This is a genomic window from Caulobacter sp. GW821-FHT12A07, from assembly GCF_058807655.1.
Genome location: NZ_JBXAQX010000002.1, coordinates 318,832 through 338,835 on the forward strand (window position 1 = coordinate 318,832; position 20,004 = coordinate 338,835).

Annotated in this window: 14 protein-coding genes and 1 tRNA gene; 5 read left to right on the forward strand and 10 right to left on the reverse strand. The window is 69.8% G+C overall.

Translation table 11 applies throughout. The features are described 5' to 3' along the window. Complete coding sequence (rfbC, locus tag AC1RRS_RS05235) at nt 1-567, forward strand: dTDP-4-dehydrorhamnose 3,5-epimerase (protein WP_492854226.1); 567 nt, start codon at nt 1-3, stop codon at nt 565-567. Here rfbC and queG read toward each other — a convergent pair. The 6 genes from queG to AC1RRS_RS05265 form a co-directional block, all read right to left on the reverse strand. After that, nucleotides 555-1,619: a tRNA epoxyqueuosine(34) reductase QueG gene (queG, locus tag AC1RRS_RS05240; RefSeq protein ID WP_492854227.1), complete on the reverse strand. Its 1,065-nt coding sequence runs from the start codon at nt 1,617-1,619 to the stop codon at nt 555-557. The genes rfbC and queG overlap by 13 nt on opposite strands. Further along, nucleotides 1,600-2,286: an FtsZ-binding protein FzlA gene (gene fzlA / locus AC1RRS_RS05245; protein WP_492854228.1), complete on the reverse strand. Its 687-nt coding sequence runs from the start codon at nt 2,284-2,286 to the stop codon at nt 1,600-1,602. The genes queG and fzlA overlap by 20 nt, the downstream gene beginning before the upstream one ends. 232 nt (nt 2,287-2,518) lie before the next feature. Continuing rightward, nucleotides 2,519-3,973 carry a D-glycero-beta-D-manno-heptose-7-phosphate kinase gene (rfaE1, locus tag AC1RRS_RS05250; RefSeq protein WP_492854229.1) on the reverse strand — a complete coding sequence of 485 codons (1,455 nt, stop codon included), beginning with the start codon at nt 3,971-3,973 and terminating at the stop codon, nt 2,519-2,521. A gap of 52 nt (nt 3,974-4,025) precedes the next feature. Next, the gene (locus AC1RRS_RS05255; protein ID WP_492854230.1) at nt 4,026-4,949 is read right to left on the reverse strand and encodes a cation diffusion facilitator family transporter; all 924 of its coding nucleotides are present in this window, start codon (nt 4,947-4,949) and stop codon (nt 4,026-4,028) included. Nucleotides 4,950-4,997: 48 nt separating this feature from the next. Next, the gene (locus AC1RRS_RS05260; RefSeq protein WP_492854456.1) at nt 4,998-7,886 is read right to left on the reverse strand and encodes a TonB-dependent receptor domain-containing protein; all 2,889 of its coding nucleotides are present in this window, start codon (nt 7,884-7,886) and stop codon (nt 4,998-5,000) included. 139 nt (nt 7,887-8,025) lie between these two features. Next, on the reverse strand, nt 8,026-9,120 hold the full coding sequence (locus AC1RRS_RS05265) for a citrate synthase/methylcitrate synthase (RefSeq protein WP_492854231.1): 1,095 nt from the start codon (nt 9,118-9,120) through the stop codon (nt 8,026-8,028). A gap of 77 nt (nt 9,121-9,197) precedes the next feature. On the opposite strand from AC1RRS_RS05265, the gene AC1RRS_RS05270 reads away from it, so the two are divergent. Next, nucleotides 9,198-10,349: a citrate synthase family protein gene (locus AC1RRS_RS05270; protein WP_492854232.1), complete on the forward strand. Its 1,152-nt coding sequence runs from the start codon at nt 9,198-9,200 to the stop codon at nt 10,347-10,349. A 240-nt stretch (nt 10,350-10,589) separates the two neighbouring features. Here the strand turns inward: AC1RRS_RS05270 and gltB are convergent, their stop codons facing one another. Both gltB and AC1RRS_RS05280 read right to left on the reverse strand, forming a co-directional pair. Beyond that, nucleotides 10,590-15,113 carry a glutamate synthase large subunit gene (gene gltB / locus AC1RRS_RS05275; RefSeq protein ID WP_492854233.1) on the reverse strand — a complete coding sequence of 1,508 codons (4,524 nt, stop codon included), beginning with the start codon at nt 15,111-15,113 and terminating at the stop codon, nt 10,590-10,592. Nucleotides 15,114-15,131: 18 nt separating this feature from the next. Continuing rightward, entirely contained in the window at nt 15,132-16,577 is a 1,446-nt protein-coding gene (locus AC1RRS_RS05280) for an NAD(P)-dependent oxidoreductase (RefSeq protein WP_492854234.1), read from the reverse strand. A gap of 244 nt (nt 16,578-16,821) precedes the next feature. Here AC1RRS_RS05280 and AC1RRS_RS05285 point away from each other — a divergent pair, with 244 nt between their 5' ends. Continuing rightward, nucleotides 16,822-17,631: an undecaprenyl-diphosphate phosphatase gene (locus AC1RRS_RS05285; protein WP_492854235.1), complete on the forward strand. Its 810-nt coding sequence runs from the start codon at nt 16,822-16,824 to the stop codon at nt 17,629-17,631. A gap of 79 nt (nt 17,632-17,710) precedes the next feature. Here the strand turns inward: AC1RRS_RS05285 and AC1RRS_RS05290 are convergent, their stop codons facing one another. Both AC1RRS_RS05290 and AC1RRS_RS05295 read right to left on the reverse strand, forming a co-directional pair. Beyond that, entirely contained in the window at nt 17,711-17,965 is a 255-nt protein-coding gene (locus AC1RRS_RS05290) for a hypothetical protein (RefSeq protein WP_492854236.1), read from the reverse strand. Nucleotides 17,966-18,017: 52 nt separating this feature from the next. Then, entirely contained in the window at nt 18,018-18,989 is a 972-nt protein-coding gene (locus AC1RRS_RS05295; RefSeq protein WP_492854237.1) for a complex I NDUFA9 subunit family protein, read from the reverse strand. Between the two features lie 142 nt (nt 18,990-19,131). On the opposite strand from AC1RRS_RS05295, the gene AC1RRS_RS05300 reads away from it, so the two are divergent. Continuing rightward, nucleotides 19,132-19,218, forward strand: a tRNA-Leu gene (locus AC1RRS_RS05300). A gap of 157 nt (nt 19,219-19,375) precedes the next feature. Further along, a complete protein-coding gene (locus AC1RRS_RS05305) occupies nt 19,376-19,993 on the forward strand; it encodes a ribonuclease D (RefSeq protein ID WP_492854238.1) in 618 nt (205 codons plus the stop codon). The last annotated feature ends 11 nt before the right edge of the window (nt 19,994-20,004 follow it).

Below are 20,004 nucleotides of genomic sequence, written 5' to 3' on the forward strand. Positions count from 1 at the left end.
ATGAAGATCACGCCGACGGCGATCCCTGGGGTGCTGCTTATCACGCCCGCGCGCCATGGCGACGAGCGCGGCTGGTTCTCGGAGACTTTCCGCCAGTCGGCGCTGGACGAGGCCGGCTTTTCGGGCGGCGCCTTCGTGCAGGACAACCACGTGCGTTCGACCGTGCGCGGCGTCGTGCGCGGCCTGCACTTCCAGCGCCCGCCGCACGCCCAGGCCAAGCTGATCCGCTGCGTGCGGGGCGCGATCCTCGATGTCGCCGTCGACATCCGCGCCGGCTCGCCGACCTTCGGGCGTTCGGTGGCGGTCGAGCTGTCGGCCGACGACGGGCGGCAACTGCTGGTCCCCGAGGGTTTCGCCCATGGCTACTGCACCCTGACCGACGAATGCGAGGTGTTCTACAAGGTCACCGGCTACTACGCGCCTCAGGCCGAGGGCGTGCTGGCCTGGAACGATCCGGCCCTGGCCATCGACTGGCGCGTTCCGGCTGACGCGGTGAGCGTCAACGCCCGCGACGCTGCTGCGCCACGCCTCGCCGAGCTCGACACGCCGTTCGTCTACGTGGCCTGAGCGAGCCGCGCGGCCGCCCAGTCGGCGGCGTCGCGCACGGTCTCGTCGGGATCGGCCCTCAGGGGCTCGACCACGGCCAGCAGGCCCGCGTCGCCGCTGTTGCCGATGGCGTAGAGCACGTTGCGTACGAAGCGGTCGCGGCCGATGCGCTTGATCGGGCTCTTGGAGAAGAGGGCCCGGAACGACGGGTCGTCCAGCACGGCCAGTTCCGCCAGCGGCGGGGTCTTCAGCGTCTCGCGGGCGTGGAACTTGGCCTCGGCCGACAGGCTGGCGAACTTGTTCCACGGGCAGGCGGCAAGGCAGTCGTCGCAGCCGTAGATGCGGTTGCCCAGCATCGGCCTGAACTCGTCGGGGATCGGCCCGGCCAGCTCGATGGTCAGGTAGGAGATGCAGCGCCGCGCATCCAGCCGGTGCGGCGCGGGGAAGGCGCCCGTCGGGCAGATGTCCAGGCAGGCGCTGCACGAGCCGCAGCGGTCGATCTCGGCCTCGTCCGGCGGCAGGTCCAGCGTGGTCAGCACGCTGCCCAGGAACAGCCACGAGCCGAACTGGCGCGAGACCAGGTTGGTGTGCTTGCCCTGCCAGCCCAGGCCGGCGCGCTGGGCCAGGGGCTTTTCCATCAGCGGCGCGGTGTCGACGAACACCTTCACTTCATTGCCCCAGCGCCGGTGCATCCAACCGGCCAGCTGCTTGAGCCGCTTCTTGACCACCTCGTGATAGTCGTCGCCCTGGGCGTAGACGCTGATGGCGGCGCGGTCCGGGTGCTCCAGCTGGGTCAGCGGGTCGATGTCGGGGCCGTAGTTGACGCCCAGCACGACGGCGCTCAACGCATCGGTCCACATGGCGGTGGGGTGGCTGCGGCGCTCGAGCGTCTCCTCCATCCAGCCCATGGCCCCGTGCAGGCCCTCGGCCACGAACTGGCGCAGCCAGTCGCCGTTGGGCCAGGCGTCGGCGGCGCTGGCGAAGCCGCAGGCGTCGAAGCCCAGCGCGAGGGCTTCGCGGCGGATCTCGTCCTTGATCGTCTCGGGGGTCAGGTCAGAAGTCGAGGTCGTCATAGTGCGCGGCCGGCGCGAGGCCGGGCCAGCGGTCGGCCAGGATCGGCCTGAAGCACGGCCTCGATTTCAGCTTCATGTACCAGGTGCGCACCGCCGGGAAGTCCTTCCAGGGCACGTCGCCGAAATAGTCGATGACCGACAGGTGGGCCGCGCCGGCGAAATCGCCGAGACTCATGCGGCGGCCGGCCAGCCAGTCGCGGGCCTGCAGCAGGCTTTCCATGTAGCCCAGATGGTCGCGCAGGGCGTCGCGGCCGCGGCGCAGCGACGACAGGTCCGGCGCGCCCATGCGCAGGAGACGCTTCTCCATCTTCTCGTGCAGCAGGAAGCCATTGACCTCGTTGTCGAACTTGCGGTCGAACCACTGCATCAGGCGCCGGGCTTCGGCGCGCTCGCCGGCCTCGCGGCCCAGCAGCGCCGGCTCGGGCTCCTGCTCCTCGATGTGCTCCAGGATCGCGCGGCTCTCGCAGACCACGGCGGTGCGCTGGTGGCGGGTCTCGACCAGCACCGGCGTCAGGCCCGACGGGTTCAGCTTGGTGAACTCCGGCGGCGACTCCCAGTAGCGCACCTGCACCTCGGCGAACGGCAGCCGCTTTTCGCCCAGCACGAGGCGAACCTGGCGGGAGGCCGGGTCGAGGGGGAAGTGGTGAAGGGTGCGTTCGACGCTCATGCCCACATGCGTTCAGGCTGCATCGTCTGATCGATGCGCCGTTTTGCTTAACAAGATATTGCCGGAGCAGGGCTATTCGGAGGAATGAGCGTTTTTCGGGAACCTCCCCCTGCGGGGGAGGCGGCCGAAGGCCGGTGGGGGGAAGTTTTCAGCTTTCGAGGCCTTGGCCGTTTCTGCGGCCACGCCCCCCACCGATCGCTTCGCGATCACCTCCCCCACAGGGGGAGGTTCGTCAGGGCGTATTCGCCCGCGCGATCAGGGCCGTGGTGCTCTGTCCCGCCTTCAGGTCGGCCAGCACCACCCGGCCGCCATTGGCCAGCACCACGTCCGAGCCCACCACCGTCTCGACCGTGTAGTCGGCGCCCTTGACCAGCACGTCGGGCTTGATGGCCTTGATCAGTTCCAGCGGGGTGTCCTCGTCGAACAGAGTGACGAGGTCGACGGCCGACAGCGAGGCCAGGACGGCGGCGCGGGCGTCTTCCTTCTGCACCGGCCGGGTCGGGCCCTTCAGGCGCTGGACCGAGGCGTCGGTGTTGAGGCCCAGCACCAGGCGGTCGCAGGCGGCCTTCGCCTGGGCCAGCAGCGAGACGTGGCCGGGGTGCAGCAAGTCGAAGCAGCCGTTGGTGAAGCCCACCTTCAGGCCGCGCGCGCGCCAGCCGGCGACGATCTCCATCATCCGGGCGCGGGCGGCGATCTTTTCCTGGCCGGGATCGCCGTGTGCGCCGGACAGCACGGCCTTCAGCTCGGCGGCGGTGACCACGTCGGTGCCCAGCTTGGCGACCACCAGGCCGGCGGCGGCGTTGGCCAGATGGGCGGCGGCGGTCAGGTCGGCCCCGGCGGCTAGCGACAGGGCCAGGGTCGCGGCCACGGTGTCGCCGGCGCCCGAGACGTCGAACACCTCCAGCGCGCTGGCCGGCAAGTGCACGGGCGCGGCGCCGCGGGCCGACAGGGTCATGCCGGCCGCGCCGCGGGTGACCAGGGCGGCGGAAAGGTTCGGAGCGGCGGCCAGGATCGCCTCGCCGGCGGCCTCGGCCGCCTCGTCGTCGGCGCCGGTCACGCCCGTGGCCTCGGCGGCCTCGCGGCGGTTGGGCTTGATCACCGTGGCGCCGTCGTAGCGGGAAAGGTCGCGGCTCTTGGGATCGACGATCACCGGCTTGCCGGCCGCGCGGGCGGCGGCGATGGCGGCCTGCAGGACCTGCGGCGTCAGCACGCCCTTGGCGTAGTCCGACAGCACCACGACGTCGGCTCTCGGCAGGACGGCTTCGAAGGCCGCCAGCGCCAGGGTCTGGTCGGCCGGATGGCGGTCCTCGCGGTCGGCGCGCAGCATCTGGTGCGAGGCGGCGACGTAGCGGGTCTTCTCGGTGGTGCGGCGACCGGGATCGACGGCCAGGGCGCTTTCCAGGCCCGGCTCGCGCTCGACCAGCGCCGCGACGGCCTTGCCGGCGTCGTCGTCGCCGACCAGACCGGCCAGCACGGCCTTGCCGCCCAGTGCGGCGACGTTGCGGGCCACGTTGCCGGCCCCGCCCAGCATGGTCGTCTCGCGCTCGATGGCGATCACCGCCACCGGGGCCTCGGGCGAGATGCGATCGACCGACCCGTAGACGAACCGGTCGAGCATGACGTCGCCCAGCACCAGCACGGTCTTGCCGGCGAAGGCGTCGGGCAGGCGGGCCAGGGTGTCGTCCATGGAAGCGGGCTCGTCGGTAGGGAGAAGGCCGCTAATTGGGCGCATCAGGCGGTCAGGGCAAGTCCTGGCCGTCCGGCGCGTGCTTTTCGGCGAAACCTCGCGGATCCGGATGCAGCAGCACGTCGGCGCTGGGGAAGGCGGCCCTCACCCGGTCTTCGGCGGCGGTCATCACCGCATGGGCCTCCGCCAAGGTCTGGCCGGCGGCGAGGTCCATGTGGCCCTGGACGTGGATGTTCGGGCCGGCGGCGCGGGTGCGCAGCTGGTGCACGCCGCCGACGCGGGGGTCGTCGACCAGCAGGGCCAGGATCGCCTCGCGTTCCTCGACCGGCAGTTCGTGGTCCATCAGCTGGTCGGCGGCCTGGCGGAACACCCCGACCGCGCCCCACAGCAGCCAGGCGGCGACCGCCAGGCCGGCGGCGGCGTCCACCCAGGTCCAGCCCAGCAGGGCGACGGCGGCCAGGCCCGCCAGCGTCACGGCGTTGGACGCCAGGTCGGCGGCGTAGTGGGCGTGGTCGCCGGCCACGGCCACCGAGCGGGTCTTGGCCATCACCGCGGCCTGGGCGCGGATCAGGGCCAGGGTCAGGCCGATCGAGACGATCATCACCCCGACGCCCCAGACGCTGTGCTCGACGGGCCTGGGGTGCAGCAGGCCGCCGATCGCCTCGCGCCCGATCAGGGCGGCCGAGGCGAAGACCAGACCCCCCTGGATCAGGCTGGAAAAGGCCTCGGCCTTGCCGTGGCCGAAGCGGTGCTCGGCGTCCGGCGGGACGGCGGCGTAGCGCACGGCGTAGAAGGTGATCAGCGAGGCCACCAGGTCGAGGCCGGAGTCGGCCAGCGAGGCCAGCATGGCCAGCGAGCCGCTGGCCAGCCAGGCGCCGCCCTTGATGACGATCAGTATGGCGGCCGTCCCCACCGACAGGGCGGTCACTCTTCGAGTAAGGGCGGCGAGCTCGGCGGGAGAGGCGGGCGCGGTCATGGCCCAAGCTGTAACACGACCGCGCCCAAGGTCAGTCCCCGCCTGTCCCTATTGGCGGTAGGTCAGGCGGAAGTAGAAGTAGCGCCCCGGCGCGTCATAGGCGTTGGGGTCGTAGTTGTTGAGGCCGCAGCTGATGCAGCCCGGCGGGTCCTTGTCGAACAGGTTGTTGACCCCGAAGGCGACCGCGGTGGTCTCGCCCAGGAACGCGGGCTTCCAGCGCAGCTGGGCGTCGATATAGGTGCGCGAGGCCAGCTTGTTGTCGGCCGCCGCCGTCTCCTTGACCGACGACAGGTAGCGGGCCGAGGCGCTGGCGCCCCAGGCCTTGTGGTCCCAGTCGACGGTGAAGGTGGTCTTGGTCTTGGGGAAGGCCTGGTCGGGGCTGCCGCGCTCGGTGCCTTCGCGCGGGATCTCGGTGAAGCCCGTCGCGGTGGGCACGATCTCGGTATATTCGAGCAGGAAGGTCGAATAGGAGCGCAGCGACAGGCGCCCGAAGTCGTAGGTCGGCGAGGACCACAGGACGTTCAGGTCGATGGCCCGGGTCTGGATGCCGCCGATGTTGATCAGCGGATTGGTGATCGCCGCCACCTGGCCAGAAGCCGTGCGGGTGATGGTCGAGCAGGCCAGGCTGTCGGCCAGCTCGGCGCAGCGGGCCAGCAGGCTTTCGCCCGAGAGCGCCTGGATCGCCGAGTCCAGCTCGATGTCGGAATAGGCCAGCTCGATCGAGCCGTTGCTGGCCCAGCTGGCGTCCTTCAGCGCCTTGGGCTCCCAGACGATGCTGACGTTCTTGCTCTCGCTGGTCTCGGGCTTGAGGGCGTTGTTGCCGCTGGTGATCACCGACAGCTGCGGATTGAGCTGCACGTAGCTGCCGCTGGCCGGCACGCCGGCGGCGATGCAGTTGGCGCGGACGGTGGCGCTGGCCGGGGTTCCGCCCGACAGGCCCAGCATGTCCGAGCAGGGATCGGTGATCTCCTGGTCGAAGCGCGAGGCCGCGCCGAACAGCTCGCCGATCGACGGGGCCCGGAAGCCCTGGCCCCAGGAGGCGCGGACCAGCAGGTCCTCGGCCGGCCGCCAGTTGACGCCGGCCTTGTAGATCGAGTCCCGGCCCGAGGTGGAATAGTCGAACCAGCGCCCGGCGGCCGAGACCTCCAGGCGATGCACCAGCGGCAGGTCGGCCAGCAGCGGCGCGCGCAGTTCGAGATAGGCCTCGTCGACCTTGATCTCGCCCTTGGCGGGCTGGGCCGGGATGTCGGCCGACAGGCCGGCGGCGACCACGGCGTCGGGCTGGAAGTAGCCCTTGGTCTCGCGATGCTCGTAGCCGGCGGCGAAGGCCAGCGGCCCGGCCGGCAGGGCGAAGAGGTCGCCGGTCAGGTTGGCGGTGAAGTCGTGCAGTTCCTGCTGCGAGACGTCCTGCTGGGTGAAGCCGATGAAGCCCAGCATCTCCGAGGTGATCGAACCGACCCCGCCGAAGATGTTGAGCGGCACGCACGAGCCGGTGCAGCCCGACAACGGGCCCAGCGCCTGCTGCACGCGGGCGGCGTTGACGTTGCCGGTGAAGCTCTGTTCGGCGTGGTTGCGCGAGGCGGTGGCGTTGACGTCCCAGTACCAGGTCTTTTCGCCCAGCTTCAGGTCGCCCGACAGGCTGGCGTTGACGTTCCAGGTGTCGACCGTCTGGGCGTAGTGGCGCGGCCCGGCCTCGATCAGGCGGCGGCCGACGAAGGCGTAGGTGCCGCTGGTCAGGGTGAAGCCGAACGGATTGTAGGGGTTGGTGGCGTCGACCGAGACCGTGTCGAGCAGGTTGCCGTTGCCGGCGTCGGGGCCGACGAACAGCGGCAGGGGGGCCGCCTGGTTGGCCGACTTGCGCTGCACGTAGCTGGCGCGGACCTTCAGTTTGACGCTGTCGGTGAAGTCGTGGGTCACGGTCCCGAACAGGCTGACCCGTTCCGACGGCGTGACGATGTAGTTGTAGGGCTGGAAGTTGAAGCGGTCGGCGGTGGTGAAGTTCTTGAAGCTGCTCGACGCGCCGGTGGGATCCAGCGGGTTGTAGGTGGGGCGCACGCCGGCGGCGAGGGCGGCCTTCAGGGTCAGGTCCAGGTCATTGCCGGTGTTGGGGTCGCTGACGATGAACCGGCCCAGCGGCGTGCCCGACGAGCAGCCGCCGTCGAGGCACGAGGTCGAGAAGGGGCTGGGGAACAGCGAGATGTCGCGGTCGGCCGACATGACGCTCTTCTGCTTGAAGTAGCCGCCGCCGACGACGATGCTGGTCTTGTTCTCGGTGGCCCCCCACGAGATGTTGTAATCCTGGGCGAAGCCGTCGCCCTCGCCGTAGCCGCCCACCTGGGCCGACAGTTCCAGCCCCTGCTGGCGCTCGCGGGTCAGGATGTTGACCACCCCGGCGATGGCGTCCGACCCGTAGATCGGCGAGGCGCCTTCCTGCAGGATCTCGACGTTGCGGATCATGGCGTTGGGGATGGTGTTGAGGTCCACCACGCCGGGCACGCCCGAGGCCGCGGCCCCGCCGACCCAGCGCTGGCCGTCGACCAGCACCAGCACCCGGCGCGAGCCGAGATAGCGCAGGTCGAGCTCGGCCGAGCCCGCGCCCACCCCGCCGCCGTCGGGCGGATTGCCGAAGTTGCCGGAGTTGTTGAACTTGGAATTGAGGCCGCCGCCGGCGGCCGGCACGCGCTGCAGCACGTCGACGATCGAGGTCAGGCCGGTCTTGGCGATGTCGTCCTGGCCGATCTGGAAGACGGCCTGGCTCTTGTCGAGCGGGCTGACCCGGATGCGCGAGCCGGTGACGACCACCGCCTCGACGCTGTTGTCGTCCGGGGTCTGGGCGGCCGCCGCGACGGGCGCGGCGGCGACGGAAGTCAGGAATAGCGAAAGAAGTCCTTGGCCGATGCGGTTCATGCCGTGCCCTTCCAGCAGCGATATCCCCACGGTCAAGGTTGAGTCGTGGATTCGCTCGCGCAGAAGGTGAATCGGTGGTCAAAAATGTGTCAAGTTCGTCGAACCGCGATACGTCGTTTCGCGGCTTTGTGTGTCTTTCGCAACAATCGTGCGCGGTTTGGCTGCGCCCTCATGCCGCCGCCTTGGGCCGGGGGCCGACATAGATCGACTGGGGACGGATCAGTTTGCCGCCGGCCTGCTGCTCGCGGGCGTGGGCCAGCCAGCCCACGGTTCGTCCGGCGGCGAACACGCAGGTGAAGGCCTGGGGCGGGAAGCCCAGCGCTTCGAGCAGCAGGGCGGTGTAGAACTCGACATTGGTCTCCAGCGGCCGGTCGGGCTTGCGCCGGCGCAGGATGTCGAGCGCCGCCCGTTCCACCGCCTCGGCCAGGGCGAGGCGGCCGGGCAGGGCGCCGGCGGTGCGCGACAGCCGGGCCAGCGCCGCCTTCAGGGCGTCGGCGCGGGGATCGCGGACGCGATAGATCCGGTGGCCGAACCCCATCAGACGCTCGCCGGCGTCGAGCGCGGTCTCCAGCCAGGGGATGGCGTTGTCTGCGGTTCCGATGGCGTCGAGCATGTCGATCACCGGCCCGGGCGCGCCGCCGTGCAGCGGACCCTTGAGGGTCGAGAGCCCGGCCAGCACCGCCGAGCCCAGGCCCGCCCGCGTCGAAGCCGCCACCCGGGCGGCGAAGGTCGAGGCGTTGAGGCCGTGGTCGCAGACCGTGACCAGATAGGCGTCCAGCGCCCGGGCCTCGCCCTCGGTCGCCGGCGTTCCCCGGATCATCCGCAGGAAGTCCGCCGCGTGGGACAGGGACGGGTCGGGCGCGACGGGCGCCTCGCCGCTCTGGCGACGCAGGACGGCGGCGGTGAACACGGCGGGGGCGGCGGCCAGGGCCAGGGCGTCGTGCAGGGTCTCGCCGTCGGGCAGGCGGGCCAGCAGGGCGCGCATGGCGTCGTAGGGATCGCGGGCGGCCAGGGCCTCGTCCAGCGCGGCGACCTCGGCGAAGGCCCGCACGCGCGCCGCGCCCAGGGCTGGGGCCAGGTCGGTCGGCAGGTCGTCGAAGAAGCCGTCGAACAACAGGTGGGCGGCGTCCTCGAAGCGGGCGCGGCCGGCCAGGTCCTCGACGGCCCAGCCGCGGATCGTCAGGCGGCCGGCCTGGCCGTCGACATCGGAAAGCACGGTGGCGGCGGCGATCACGCCTTCGAGGCCGGCGGAAACTTGGACCATGACTGAGGTCTCCTTTCGAGGCCCGATCATCGTCCGAGCAGCTTGATCGTCAATCTTGATCAATATAATCAATATCCATGGCGGACGATTGGCTTGATGCGGACCAGGCGATGGCGCGGCTCGGCGTGCGGGCCCAGACGCTGTACGCCTATGTCAGCCGGGGTCGGATCGAGGCCCACGCCCATCCCGAGGATCCGCGTCGCAGCCTCTATCGCGCCTCCGACGTGGCGGCCCTGGCCAAGCGAAAAGCCCGGGGCCGCAAGGCCGCCGACGTCGCCGCCGAAGCCATCGCCTGGGGCGAGCCGGTGCTGGCCTCGGCCATCACCACCGTGCGGGCGGGTCGGCTGTGGTACCGCGGCCGTGACGCCGCCGAGCTGGCCCGCACTGAAAGCTTCGAGGCCGTCGGCCGGCTGCTGCGCGACGACGCGGCCGAGGCGGCCGTCTCCACCCATGCGCCCAGCCAGGCTCCGACCATCCGCGCCCGCCTGTTCGCCGACCTGGCCGCGCGCGCCGGCGAGGATCGTCCGGCCCGGGGGCGAGCGCCGCTGATGCTGGCCCAGGAGGCGGCGGGCCTGCTCGACCTCGTCGCCGACGCCGTGGCGGGCGGCGCGGGCGATGGTTTGATCCACCAGCGGCTGGCCGCCGCCTGGGGGCTGGACGCGGCCGGCGGCGACCTGGTGCGGCGGACGCTGGTGCTGCTGGCCGACCACGAACTCAACGCCTCGACCTTCGCCGCCCGGGTGGCGGCCTCGACCGGCGCGTCGCTGGCGGCTTCGGCTTTGGCCGGACTGTCGGCCCTGTCGGGACCGCTGCACGGCGGCATGGCCGCCCGCGTCGAGGCCTTGGCCCGCGAGGCGAAACGCGAAGGGGCCGAGGCCGCCGTCGCCGTCCGCCTCGACCAGGGCGCGCCGCTGCCGGGCTTCGGCCATCCGCTCTATCCCGACGGGGATCCGCGCGCGGCGGCGCTGCTGGCGGCCTTCGACCCCGCGCCCGACATGGCGGCGTTGCATACGGCGGTAGTCGGGGCGACCGGCCAGGCGGCCAATATCGACTTTGCTTTGGTCGCCCTGGCCCGGACCCTGAAACTCCCCGACGACGCCCCCTTCGCGCTGTTCGCCGTCGGCCGCACGGCGGGCTGGCTGGCGCATGCGCTGGAGCAGTCGAAGACGGGGCGGCTGATCCGGCCTAGGGCGAGGTATGTGGGGGCTGACACGTTCCCTCCCCCTTGATGGGGGAGGGGCAGGGGTGGGGGTGGTTGCTGAGGAAGATGGCGGGCGCCAGCGTTCGTTGGCCGGCGCCGCTGTCACCCCCATCCCCGGCCCTTCCCCCATCAAGGGGGAAGGGAGATGTAAAAACGACAAAGGGGAACGCTCGGGCCGGAGCGTTCCCCTCGTCGTGCGGCGGGCTGGGAGGCGCGCCGCCCGCCGTCGCCCCGGAAGAAGGCGACGGATCTCTTGGGCGAGCCGGCTTTAGGCCCGCACGGGCGCCGCTTCCTCGGCCGCCAGCGGTTGCGGCAGGCGGTTGATCATTTCCTTCGGGCAGACCTGCCAGAAGAGGTCGCGGACGCGGTCCCAGTCGCGCAGCAGGCTCTCGGCGAAGGCCGAGTCCGTCTCGCGGGCGTGTTCGGCGATCAGCGAGCGCAGCACGCCTTCCCAATAGGGCGAGGCCAGGCGCTGGACGATGATGCTTTCGGGGTTGATGTTGGCCTGGAAGCGGTCGTGCTGGTCGAACACGAAGGCCATGCCGCCGGTCATGCCGGCCCCGAAGTTGCCGCCCGTCGGACCCAGGATCACCACCTGGCCGCCGGTCATGTATTCGCAGCCGTTGGTCCCGCAGCCCTCGACCACCGTGGTGGCGCCCGAGTTGCGGACGGCGAAGCGCTCGCCGGCCTGGCCCGCCGCGAACAGCCGGCCCGCGGTGGCCCCGAACAGCACGGTGTTGCCCAGCAGGGTGTTGGTCTCCGGCGCCGCCAGGCCGCGCGGCGGCTTGATGACGATCGTGGCGCCCGACAGGCCCTTGCCGACATAGTCGTTGGCCTCGCCGGTCAGCTCGATGCGCAGGCCCTGCACCGCGAAGGCGCCCAGGCTCTGGCCGGCCGAACCCTTGAGCTGGACGGTCAGGTGGCCGGCGGGCAGGCCCTTCATGCCGAACTTGCGGACGATGTGGCTCGAGGTGCGGGTGCCGATGGTGCGCGCCGTGCTGCGGACCGTGTAGGTCAGCTGCATCTTCTCGCCGCGCTCCAGCAGGGGAGCGGCGTCGCGGACGATCTGGGCGTCCAGCGTGTCCGGCACCGCGTTGCGGCCGACGACCGTGTTGTACGGCTTGTTGGCGCCGGGGTCGGCGCGAACCAGCAGCGGGTTCAAATCAAGGTCGTCGAGGTGCTCGCCGCCGCGCGAAACCTGCGCCAGCAGGTCGGTGCGGCCGACGATTTCCTGCAAGGATCGGAAGCCCAGGCCGGCCAGGATCTCGCGCACTTCCTCGGCCACGAAGGTGAAGAGGTTCACGACCTTGTCCGGCGTGCCGGTGAACTTGGCGCGCAGCTTTTCGTCCTGGGTGCACACGCCGACGGGGCAGGTGTTGGAGTGGCACTGGCGGACCATGATGCAGCCCATCGCCACCAGCGAGGCGGTGCCAATGCCGAACTCCTCGGCGCCCATCATGGCGGCGATGACGATGTCGCGGCCCGTGCGCATGCCGCCGTCGGCCCGCAGGACCACGGAGTGGCGCAGGTTGTTCAGCGTCAGCACCTGGTTGGCTTCCGACAGGCCCATCTCCCACGGACCGCCGGCGTACTTCACCGAGGTCTGGGGCGAGGCGCCGGTGCCGCCGACGCCGCCGGCGACCAGGATGACGTCGGCCTTGGCCTTGGCGACACCGGCGGCGATGGCGCCGATGCCGGTGGCCGCGACCAGCTTCACCGTGACCCGGGCGATCGGGTTGATCTGCTTCAGGTCGTAGATGAGCTGGGCCAGGTCCTCGATCGAATAGATGTCGTGGTGCGGCGGCGGGCTGATCAGCATCACGCCCGGGGTCGAGTGACGCAGACGGGCGATCATCTCGGTGACCTTGAAGCCGGGCAGCTGCCCGCCTTCACCCGGCTTGGCGCCCTGGGCGACCTTGATCTCCAGCTCGACGCACTGGTTCAGATATTCGGCGGTGACGCCAAACCGGCCCGAGGCGACCTGCTTGATGGCGCTGTTGGGGTTGTCGCCGTTGGGCAGGGGCTTGTAGCGGGCGCTGTCCTCGCCGCCCTCGCCCGAGACCGACTTGGCCCCGATGCGGTTCATGGCGATGTTCAGCGCGCCGTGGGCCTCGGGGCTCAGGGCGCCCAGGCTCATGCCCGGGGTGACGAAGCGCTTGCGGATCTCGTTGACGCTTTCGACGTCGTCGGTCGAGATCGGGTTGCGGTCCGAGCGCCAGTCCAGCAGGTCGCGCAACTGGATCGGCTTCTGGGTGCGCAGGCCCGAGGACCAGCGGCGATAGAGCTCGTAGTCGCCGGTGTCGCACGCCGTCTGCAGGGTGTGCATCAGGCGGGCTTCGAAGGCGTGGGCCTCGCCCGAGCGGCGCGACTTGTAGAGGCCGCCGACCGGCAGGGTGACGGCCGCGCTCTCCCAGGCCTTGCGGTGCAGCTCGACCGTCTTGCTCTCGATGCCGGCCAGGCCGATGCCCGAGATGCGCGAGGGCATGCCGGGGAAGAACTCGGCGGCCAGGGCGCGCGACAGGCCGACGGCTTCGAAGTTGTAGCCGCCGCGGTACGAGGAGATGACGCTGATGCCCATCTTGGAGATGATCTTCAGCAGGCCGCCCTCAATGGACGTCTTGAAGTTGATGCAGACGTCGCGCAGCGACTTGTCGCCGATCAGGCCGCGCTCCAGGCGGTCCTGGAAGCTTTCCTGCGCCAGATAGGCGTTGACCGCCGTGGCGCCGACGCCGACCAGCACCGCGAAATAGTGCGTGTCGAGGCACTCGGCCGAGCGGACGACCAGCGAGACGTACGACCGCAGACCCTTGCCGACCAGGTGGGCGTGCACGCCGCCGGTGGCCAGGATCATCGGCAGGCCGACGCGGGTGGCGTCGCTGGCCTCGTCGGTCAGGACGATGGCGCCGCAGCCGCGCAGGACGGCGTCCTCGGCCTCGGCGCGGATGCGGTCGAGGTTGGCGCGCAGGGCGTCGCCCGCGCGGGCCTCTTCGGCCGGCAGCGGCATGGTGCAGTCGATGACCGCGACGTTCTTCTCACCCAGCAGCTCGTGGATGCGGATGTACATGCCGGTGGTCAGCACCGGGCTTTCCAGCACGTAGACGTCGGCCTGAGCCGCGTCCTGGGCCAGGATGTTGCCGAGGTTCTTGAAGCGGGTCTTCAGGCTCATGACGCCGGTCTCCCGCAGGGGGTCGATCGGCGGGTTGGTCACCTGGCTGAAGTTCTGGCGGAAATAGTGCGACAGCGGACGGTACTTCTCCGACAGCACCGCCAGCGGGGTGTCGTCGCCCATCGAGCCGACGGCTTCCTTGCCGTCCTCGACCATGGGGGCGAGGATCATCTCCAGGTCTTCCAGGCTGAAGCCGGCGGCGGCCTGGCGACGGGTCAGCTCCTCGCGGCCGAACTTGCGCGGCTCGGGACCGGGCGCGATCTCCTTTTCGAGATCGACCATGTTGCCCAGCCACTCGGTGTAGGGGTGGCGGCCGGCCAGTTCGTCGACGATCTCGTCCTCGCCGTAGAGCTTGCCCTCGGCCAGGTCGATGGCGATCATCCGGCCCGGCGCGATGGCCAGCTTGCGGGTGATGCGGCTTTCCTCGACGCCGCACATGCCGGCTTCCGAGCCCATGATCACCAAACCATCGTCGGTGTAGGCCACGCGCAGCGGGCGCAGGCCCGAGCGGTCCTTGCCGGCCACGACCCAGCGGCCGTCGGTGGCGCACAGGGCGGCCGGACCGTCCCACGGCTCCATCACGGCGTTGCAGTAGGAATAGAGCGCCTTGTGCTCTTCGCTCTGGTTCGGGTTCGAAGCCTCGGGCACCAGCAGGGCCTTGGCCATCGGCGCGTCGCGGCCGGCGCGGACCAGCACCTCGAAGGTGTTGTCCAGGCTGGCCGAGTCCGAGCCGCCCGGCTGGATCACCGGCTTCACGTCGTCCCCGAACTCACCGAAGGCGTCGGCCGCCATCTTGATCTCGTGGGACTTCATCCAGTTGATGTTGCCCTTGATCGTGTTGATCTCGCCGTTGTGGGCGAGCATCCGGAAGGGCTGGGCCAGGCGCCACTGCGGGAAGGTGTTGGTCGAGTAGCGCTGGTGGAAGATCGCCACGGCGGCGGCGAAGCGCTCGTCCTTCAGGTCCGGATAGAACTCGTCGATCGACTCGGCCAGGAACATGCCCTTGTAGATCAGCGAGCGGGCCGAGAACGAGCAGATGTAGAAGTCGGTGATGTTCTGGGCGTGCACGCGCTTTTCGATGCGCTTGCGGCACAGGAACAGGGCGCGCTCCAGGGCTTCGCCTTCGAGGCCGGCCGGCGGGGCCAGCATGATCTGCTCGATTTCCGGACGGGTGGCGTTGGCCTTCTCGCCGATCACCGAGGTGTCGACCGGCACCTGGCGCCAGCCGTAGATGTAGAAGCCAAAGCGCAGGGCTTCGGCTTCCACGATCGTGCGGCAGGCTTCCTGGGCGCCCAGATCGGTGCGCGGCAGGAACACCTGGCCTACGCCGATCGGGCCGGGACGCAGGGCGTGGCCGGTGCGGCGCACCTGGTCGATGAAGAAGTCTTGCGGAACGCTGACCAGCACGCCGGCGCCGTCGCCGGTCTTGCCGTCGGCGTCCACCGCCCCGCGGTGCCACAGGGCCTTGAGGGCCTTGATCGCCAGCTCGACGACTTCGCGGCGTGGCTTGCCGTCGATGGCGCAGACCAGGCCGACGCCGCAGGCGTCGCGCTCGGTGGTCGGATCGTAGGCGTGGCCGTCGATGAGGGCCTGGCGGTTCTTCAGATAGAGGTCGATCTGGCTCATGGTCTGATCTCTTTCCTCTTACTCAGCCGCGATCAGGGTCGCGGCCGCCTTGGCCTTCAGGTAGCGGTGCATGGCGGCGGCGGCGTCGCGGCCGTCCTTGATCGCCCACACCACCAGCGAGGCGCCGCGAACGATGTCGCCGGCGGCGAACACGCCGTCGAGATTGGTCATCTGGTGGCGCACGTCCGCCTTGACCGTGCCCCAGCGGGTGGTCTTCAGGTCGGGAGCGCCCCACAGTTCCGGCAGGTTCTCCGGCTCGAAGCCCAGGGCCTTGACCACCAGCTGGGCCGGACGGTCGAAGTCGCCGCCGGGGATCTCTTCGGGGCTGCGGCGGCCCGAGGCGTCAGGCGCGCCCAGGCGCATGCGGATGGCGCGCACGCCGGTGACGGCTTCCGCGTCGCCCGACAGGGCGCGCGGGGCGGCCAGCCATTCGAAGGTGACGCCTTCTTCTTCCGCATTGGACACTTCCCGGAGGGAGCCGGGCATGTTGGCCTTGTCGCGGCGATAGAGGCAGGTGACCGAGGTCGCGCCCTGGCGGATGGCCGTGCGCACGCAGTCCATGGCGGTGTCGCCGCCGCCGACCACGACCACGTCCTTGCCCTCGGCGTTCAGCTCGCCGCTGTCATAGGCCGGGACGTCGTCGCCCAGGGTCTTCTTGTTGGAGGCGATCAGGTAGTCGAGCGCGGGCACCACGCCCTTGTCGCCGCCGCCGGGCACGGTCAGGTCGCGTGCGGCATAGACGCCGACGGCGATCAGCACCGCGTCATGCTCGGCGCGCAGGTCTTCCAGGCTGGCGTCCTTGCCGACCTCGAAGCCGAGCTTGAACACCACGCCGCCGTCGGCCAGGCGCTGGGTGCGGCGCTCGACGACGTCCTTCTCCAGCTTGAAGCCGGGGATGCCGTAGATCAGGAGGCCGCCGGCGCGGTCGTGACGGTCGTAGACGGTGACGACGTAGCCATCCTCGCGCAGCTTCTCGGCGGCGGCCAGGCCCGCGGGGCCGGCGCCGACGATGCCGACCGACTGGCCGCGGTCGGCCTTGGCGACCAGCGGCTTCACCCAGCCGTTCTCCCAGGCCTTGTCGGTCAGGTAGCGTTCGACCGAGCCGATCGTCACGGTGCCGTGACCCGACTGCTCTATGACGCAGTTGCCTTCGCAGAGGCGGTCCTGCGGGCAGATCCGACCGCAGACCTCGGGCATGGAATTGGTGGCCTGCGACAGGGCGTAGGCTTCTTCCAGCCGGCCTTCGGCGGTCATCCGCAACCAGTCGGGGATGTTGTTGTGCAGCGGGCAGTGGGTTTGGCAGTAGGGCACGCCGCATTGCGAGCAACGCGAGGCCTGCTCGGTCGCTTTGGCGTCGATGAAGTCGGCGTAGATCTCGTGAAAGTCGCCGTTACGCTCTTCGGCCGCCCGCTTTTCAGGCGTGCGACGCGAGACGGTCGTGAATTTCAACATGCGCTCGGCCATGCGCTTCCCTCGCCCCCGATGCCGGGGAAAAATTTGCTTGCGAGGGCCTCATACGGACTCTCCAGGGCAATAAGAATGCGGTGGTCAAATCTTAGGACAAATATATCCGTGATGCCGCCATGGGCATTGCGATCGACTCGCATCTATGCCCTCAAATAGTCCACTTTATGGATAAACCCTTTTTTTACCGTGTCGGGCGCACGCCCGTTTCCGCTCGCAAGAGCTTGTTTCACAAGGGAATGACATGCCGGATTGGCTGATCGCGATCGTGCTGGGCCTGATCGAGGGCCTGACGGAGTTCATTCCCGTCTCATCGACCGGGCACCTGCTGCTGGCGGCCAAGGCGATGATGCTGCCCGCCACCCCGTGGGACACCTTCGTCGTGCTGATCCAGCTGGGCGCCGTGCTGGCGGTGGTGGCGCTCTACTTCCAGCGCCTTTGGGGCGTGGTCGTCGGCCTGCCGACCAAGCCGGAGGCGCGGCGGTTCGCGCTCAGCGTCGTCATCGGCTGCATCCCGGCCTTCGCCGCGGGCCTGGCCCTGCACGGCGTCATCAAGCACTTCTTCGAGAACCCGTTCCTGCCGCAGGTGATCTGCGTCTCGCTGATCATCGGCGGGATCCTGCTGCTGATCGTCGACAAGAAGGCGCCGCCGGCCCGCGAGCACGACGGCATGAAGCTGTCTTTGAAGACGGCCTTCTTCATCGGCCTCTTCCAGTGCCTGTCGCTGCTGCCGGGCGTGTCGCGCTCGGGCTCGACCATCGTCGGCTCGATGCTGCTGGGGGTCGAGCGCAAGGCGGCCGCCGAGTTCTCGTTCTTCATGGCCATTCCGATCATGGTCGGCGCCTTCGGCCTGGACCTGATCAAGAGCTACAAGGACATCGACGCCAGCCAGGCGGGGATCATCGCCATCGGCTTCGTGGTCTCGTTCCTGTCGGGCCTGGTGGTGGTGAAGTACATGATCGACTTCATCGGCAAGCGCGGCTTCGCCCCGTTCGCCTGGTGGCGCATCGCCGCCGGTATCGCCGGCCTGGCGTTCATCTACTTCCCGCGCTGACCCGAAGGGCCTGGGTCAAAGAAAACCCCGCGTCGGGCGACCGGCGCGGGGTTTTCTGTTTCGGCATTCGACCCGGCGGTCAGTCCCAGTCGATCGGGGCCGATGGTGCGGGGAGAATCCGCGTGGGGCCGATCAGCGGGGTGCAGAGATAGCCCTTGGTCTCGGGGTGGCCGGGGCCTTGGGCCAGGAAGGCGCTGGCGGCTTCGCTGGCGCGGCAAGGTGACGTGAAGACGCCCCGCGTCGTGAACTCGCCATAGCCGGAGGCTCGCAGCGTTTCGACCTCGACTTGGCTCGCCCAGCTATAGCGGGCGACCCAGAAAGCAGGCAGCGTCACAATGGCGGCCGCGACGGACAGGATGATCCGTGTCCGCCGCGTCGCCATCAGATCAGAACGCGCCGGCCGGGGTCGGGGCGTACTGGCCGCCCTTGCGGTAGCGATAGAGGTAGGACGGCACCACGGCCTCGACGGCGGTGGGAACCACGCCCAGGTCGGCCAGGCCCTTGGCGCCCGGCGTCACGACATTGTCGCCGGCCTTCAGCAGGGCCACCTGGTCGGTGGTCAGCGGCGGGGCCAGCGGCAGCAGTGAGGCCTGGATGTCGCCCAGCTTGCCCACCACGCCGGCCAGCGGCCAGGGCAGGGGCGCCAGCACGCGGGCGCGGCCGGTCTCGGTCAGCACGAACTCCAGCAGCTCCTTGAAGCTGTAGACGGTGGGGCCGCCCAGTTCGAAGGTCTGGCCCGCCGCGCCCGGCGTGGCGATGATCTTGGCGATCGCCGCGGCGACGTCGCCGACGAACACCGGCTGGAACTTGGTGTGGCCGCCGCCGACCAGCGGCAGGGCGGGCGCCAGAGCGGCCAGCTGGCCGAACTTGTTGAAGAACTTGTCCTCGGGGCCGAACACCACCGACGGCCGCACGATGGTGGCGGTCGGGAAGGCGGCGCGGACGGCGGCTTCGCCCTCGGCCTTGGTGCGGGCGTACTTGCTGCCCGACTCGGCGTCGGCGCCGATGGCCGAGACCTGCACCAGGCGCTTGACGCCGGCGGCCGCGGCCTGCTCGGCCACGATCTTGGCGCCCATGGCGTGCAGCGACTGGAACTGCTGGCGGCCACTTTCCCAAAGCACGCCCACCAGGTTCACGGCCGCCTCGGCGCCGTCGAGCGCGCGGGCCACCGAGGCCTCGTTGCGCACATTGGCCTGGAAGACCTCGATCTGACCGACATCGCCCAGCATGCGCATGCGATAGGCCAGATTGGGCTGACGCACGGCTACGCGTACGCGATAGCCCGCCTTGGCGAGGGCGCGCACCACCTGGCTTCCTACGAAGCCCGAGCCGCCGAACACCGTGACCAGACCCTGCATCTTCATTCCTCGTCGCTGCGATGAAGGGGGGATTAGACGAGCCTGGGGATGTTCGCAAGAAAAGTGAGAAATGCGATTGACGCCGTCAGAACCTTTGCATAAACGTCCGGCCCTCGCAGCGGCCCAACGGGTTGCGCCGCGGGCCCAGGTGGCGGAATTGGTAGACGCGCTGGCTTCAGGTGCCAGTGACCGAAAGGTCGTGGAGGTTCGAGTCCTCTCCTGGGCACCACCCCTTACCAACCCTCGCAGATGCGAGGAGCGGGGTGGTTCCAAGCTTTCCATGCAATAGATATTCGGTTCATCTGGCGTGCATCGCCGACGTCCCACTATAAGGCGTCGGAGCGGCGCCGTTCGCGACGACGCCGACGCGTGGAGACGAAAGACACTTGGCCAGCTTTGTTCATGAAGGCGACCTGCCCGACGGCGTGTTCGCCGGGGCGACCGCGATCGCCATCGATTCGGAAACCATGGGCCTGCGCCTCGGGCGCGATCCGCTGTGCGTGGTGCAGCTGTCGTCCGGCGACGGCGACGCCCACGTGGTGCGCCTGGACCGCTCGACCTATCACGCGCCGAACCTGAAGAAGCTGCTGACTGACCCGGCCGTGCTGAAGCTCTTCCATTTCGGCCGCTTCGACATCGCCATGTTCCTGCTGCATCTGGGCGTCATGACGGCGCCCGTGTACTGCACCAAGATCGCCTCCAAGCTCGCCCGCACCTATACCGACCGCCACGGCCTCAAGGACGTGACGCGCGAACTGATGGGCGTGGAGCTGTCCAAGGCCCAGCAGAGCTCGGACTGGGGCGCGACCTCGCTGAGCCCCGAGCAGGTGGCCTACGCCGCTTCGGACGTCCTGCACCTGCATGGCCTGCGCGAGCGTTTGAACACCATGCTGGTGCGCGAGGGCCGCATGGCCCTGGCCCAGGCCGCCTTCGACTATCTGCCCCACCGCGCCGCGCTCGACCTGGCCGGTTGGGAAGACGTCGACATCTTCGCGCACGCTTAAGGGAGACCCGG

Excerpts from the sequence above, each read along its gene's own strand:
- AC1RRS_RS05285 (WP_492854235.1), top strand. The coding sequence starts at position 16,822 with ATGCCGGATTGGCTGATCGCGATCGTGCTGGGCCTGATCGAGGGCCTG.
- AC1RRS_RS05270 (WP_492854232.1), top strand. The coding sequence starts at position 9,198 with ATGGCGGACGATTGGCTTGATGCGGACCAGGCGATGGCGCGGCTCGGC.
- gltB (WP_492854233.1), bottom strand. The coding sequence starts at position 15,113 with ATGAGCCAGATCGACCTCTATCTGAAGAACCGCCAGGCCCTCATCGAC.
- AC1RRS_RS05280 (WP_492854234.1), bottom strand. The coding sequence starts at position 16,577 with ATGGCCGAGCGCATGTTGAAATTCACGACCGTCTCGCGTCGCACGCCT.
- rfaE1 (WP_492854229.1), bottom strand. The coding sequence starts at position 3,973 with ATGGACGACACCCTGGCCCGCCTGCCCGACGCCTTCGCCGGCAAGACC.
- rfbC (WP_492854226.1), top strand. The coding sequence starts at position 1 with ATGAAGATCACGCCGACGGCGATCCCTGGGGTGCTGCTTATCACGCCC.
- AC1RRS_RS05295 (WP_492854237.1), bottom strand. The coding sequence starts at position 18,989 with ATGCAGGGTCTGGTCACGGTGTTCGGCGGCTCGGGCTTCGTAGGAAGC.
- AC1RRS_RS05265 (WP_492854231.1), bottom strand. The coding sequence starts at position 9,120 with ATGGTCCAAGTTTCCGCCGGCCTCGAAGGCGTGATCGCCGCCGCCACC.
- queG (WP_492854227.1), bottom strand. The coding sequence starts at position 1,619 with ATGACGACCTCGACTTCTGACCTGACCCCCGAGACGATCAAGGACGAG.
- fzlA (WP_492854228.1), bottom strand. The coding sequence starts at position 2,286 with ATGAGCGTCGAACGCACCCTTCACCACTTCCCCCTCGACCCGGCCTCC.
- AC1RRS_RS05255 (WP_492854230.1), bottom strand. The coding sequence starts at position 4,949 with ATGACCGCGCCCGCCTCTCCCGCCGAGCTCGCCGCCCTTACTCGAAGA.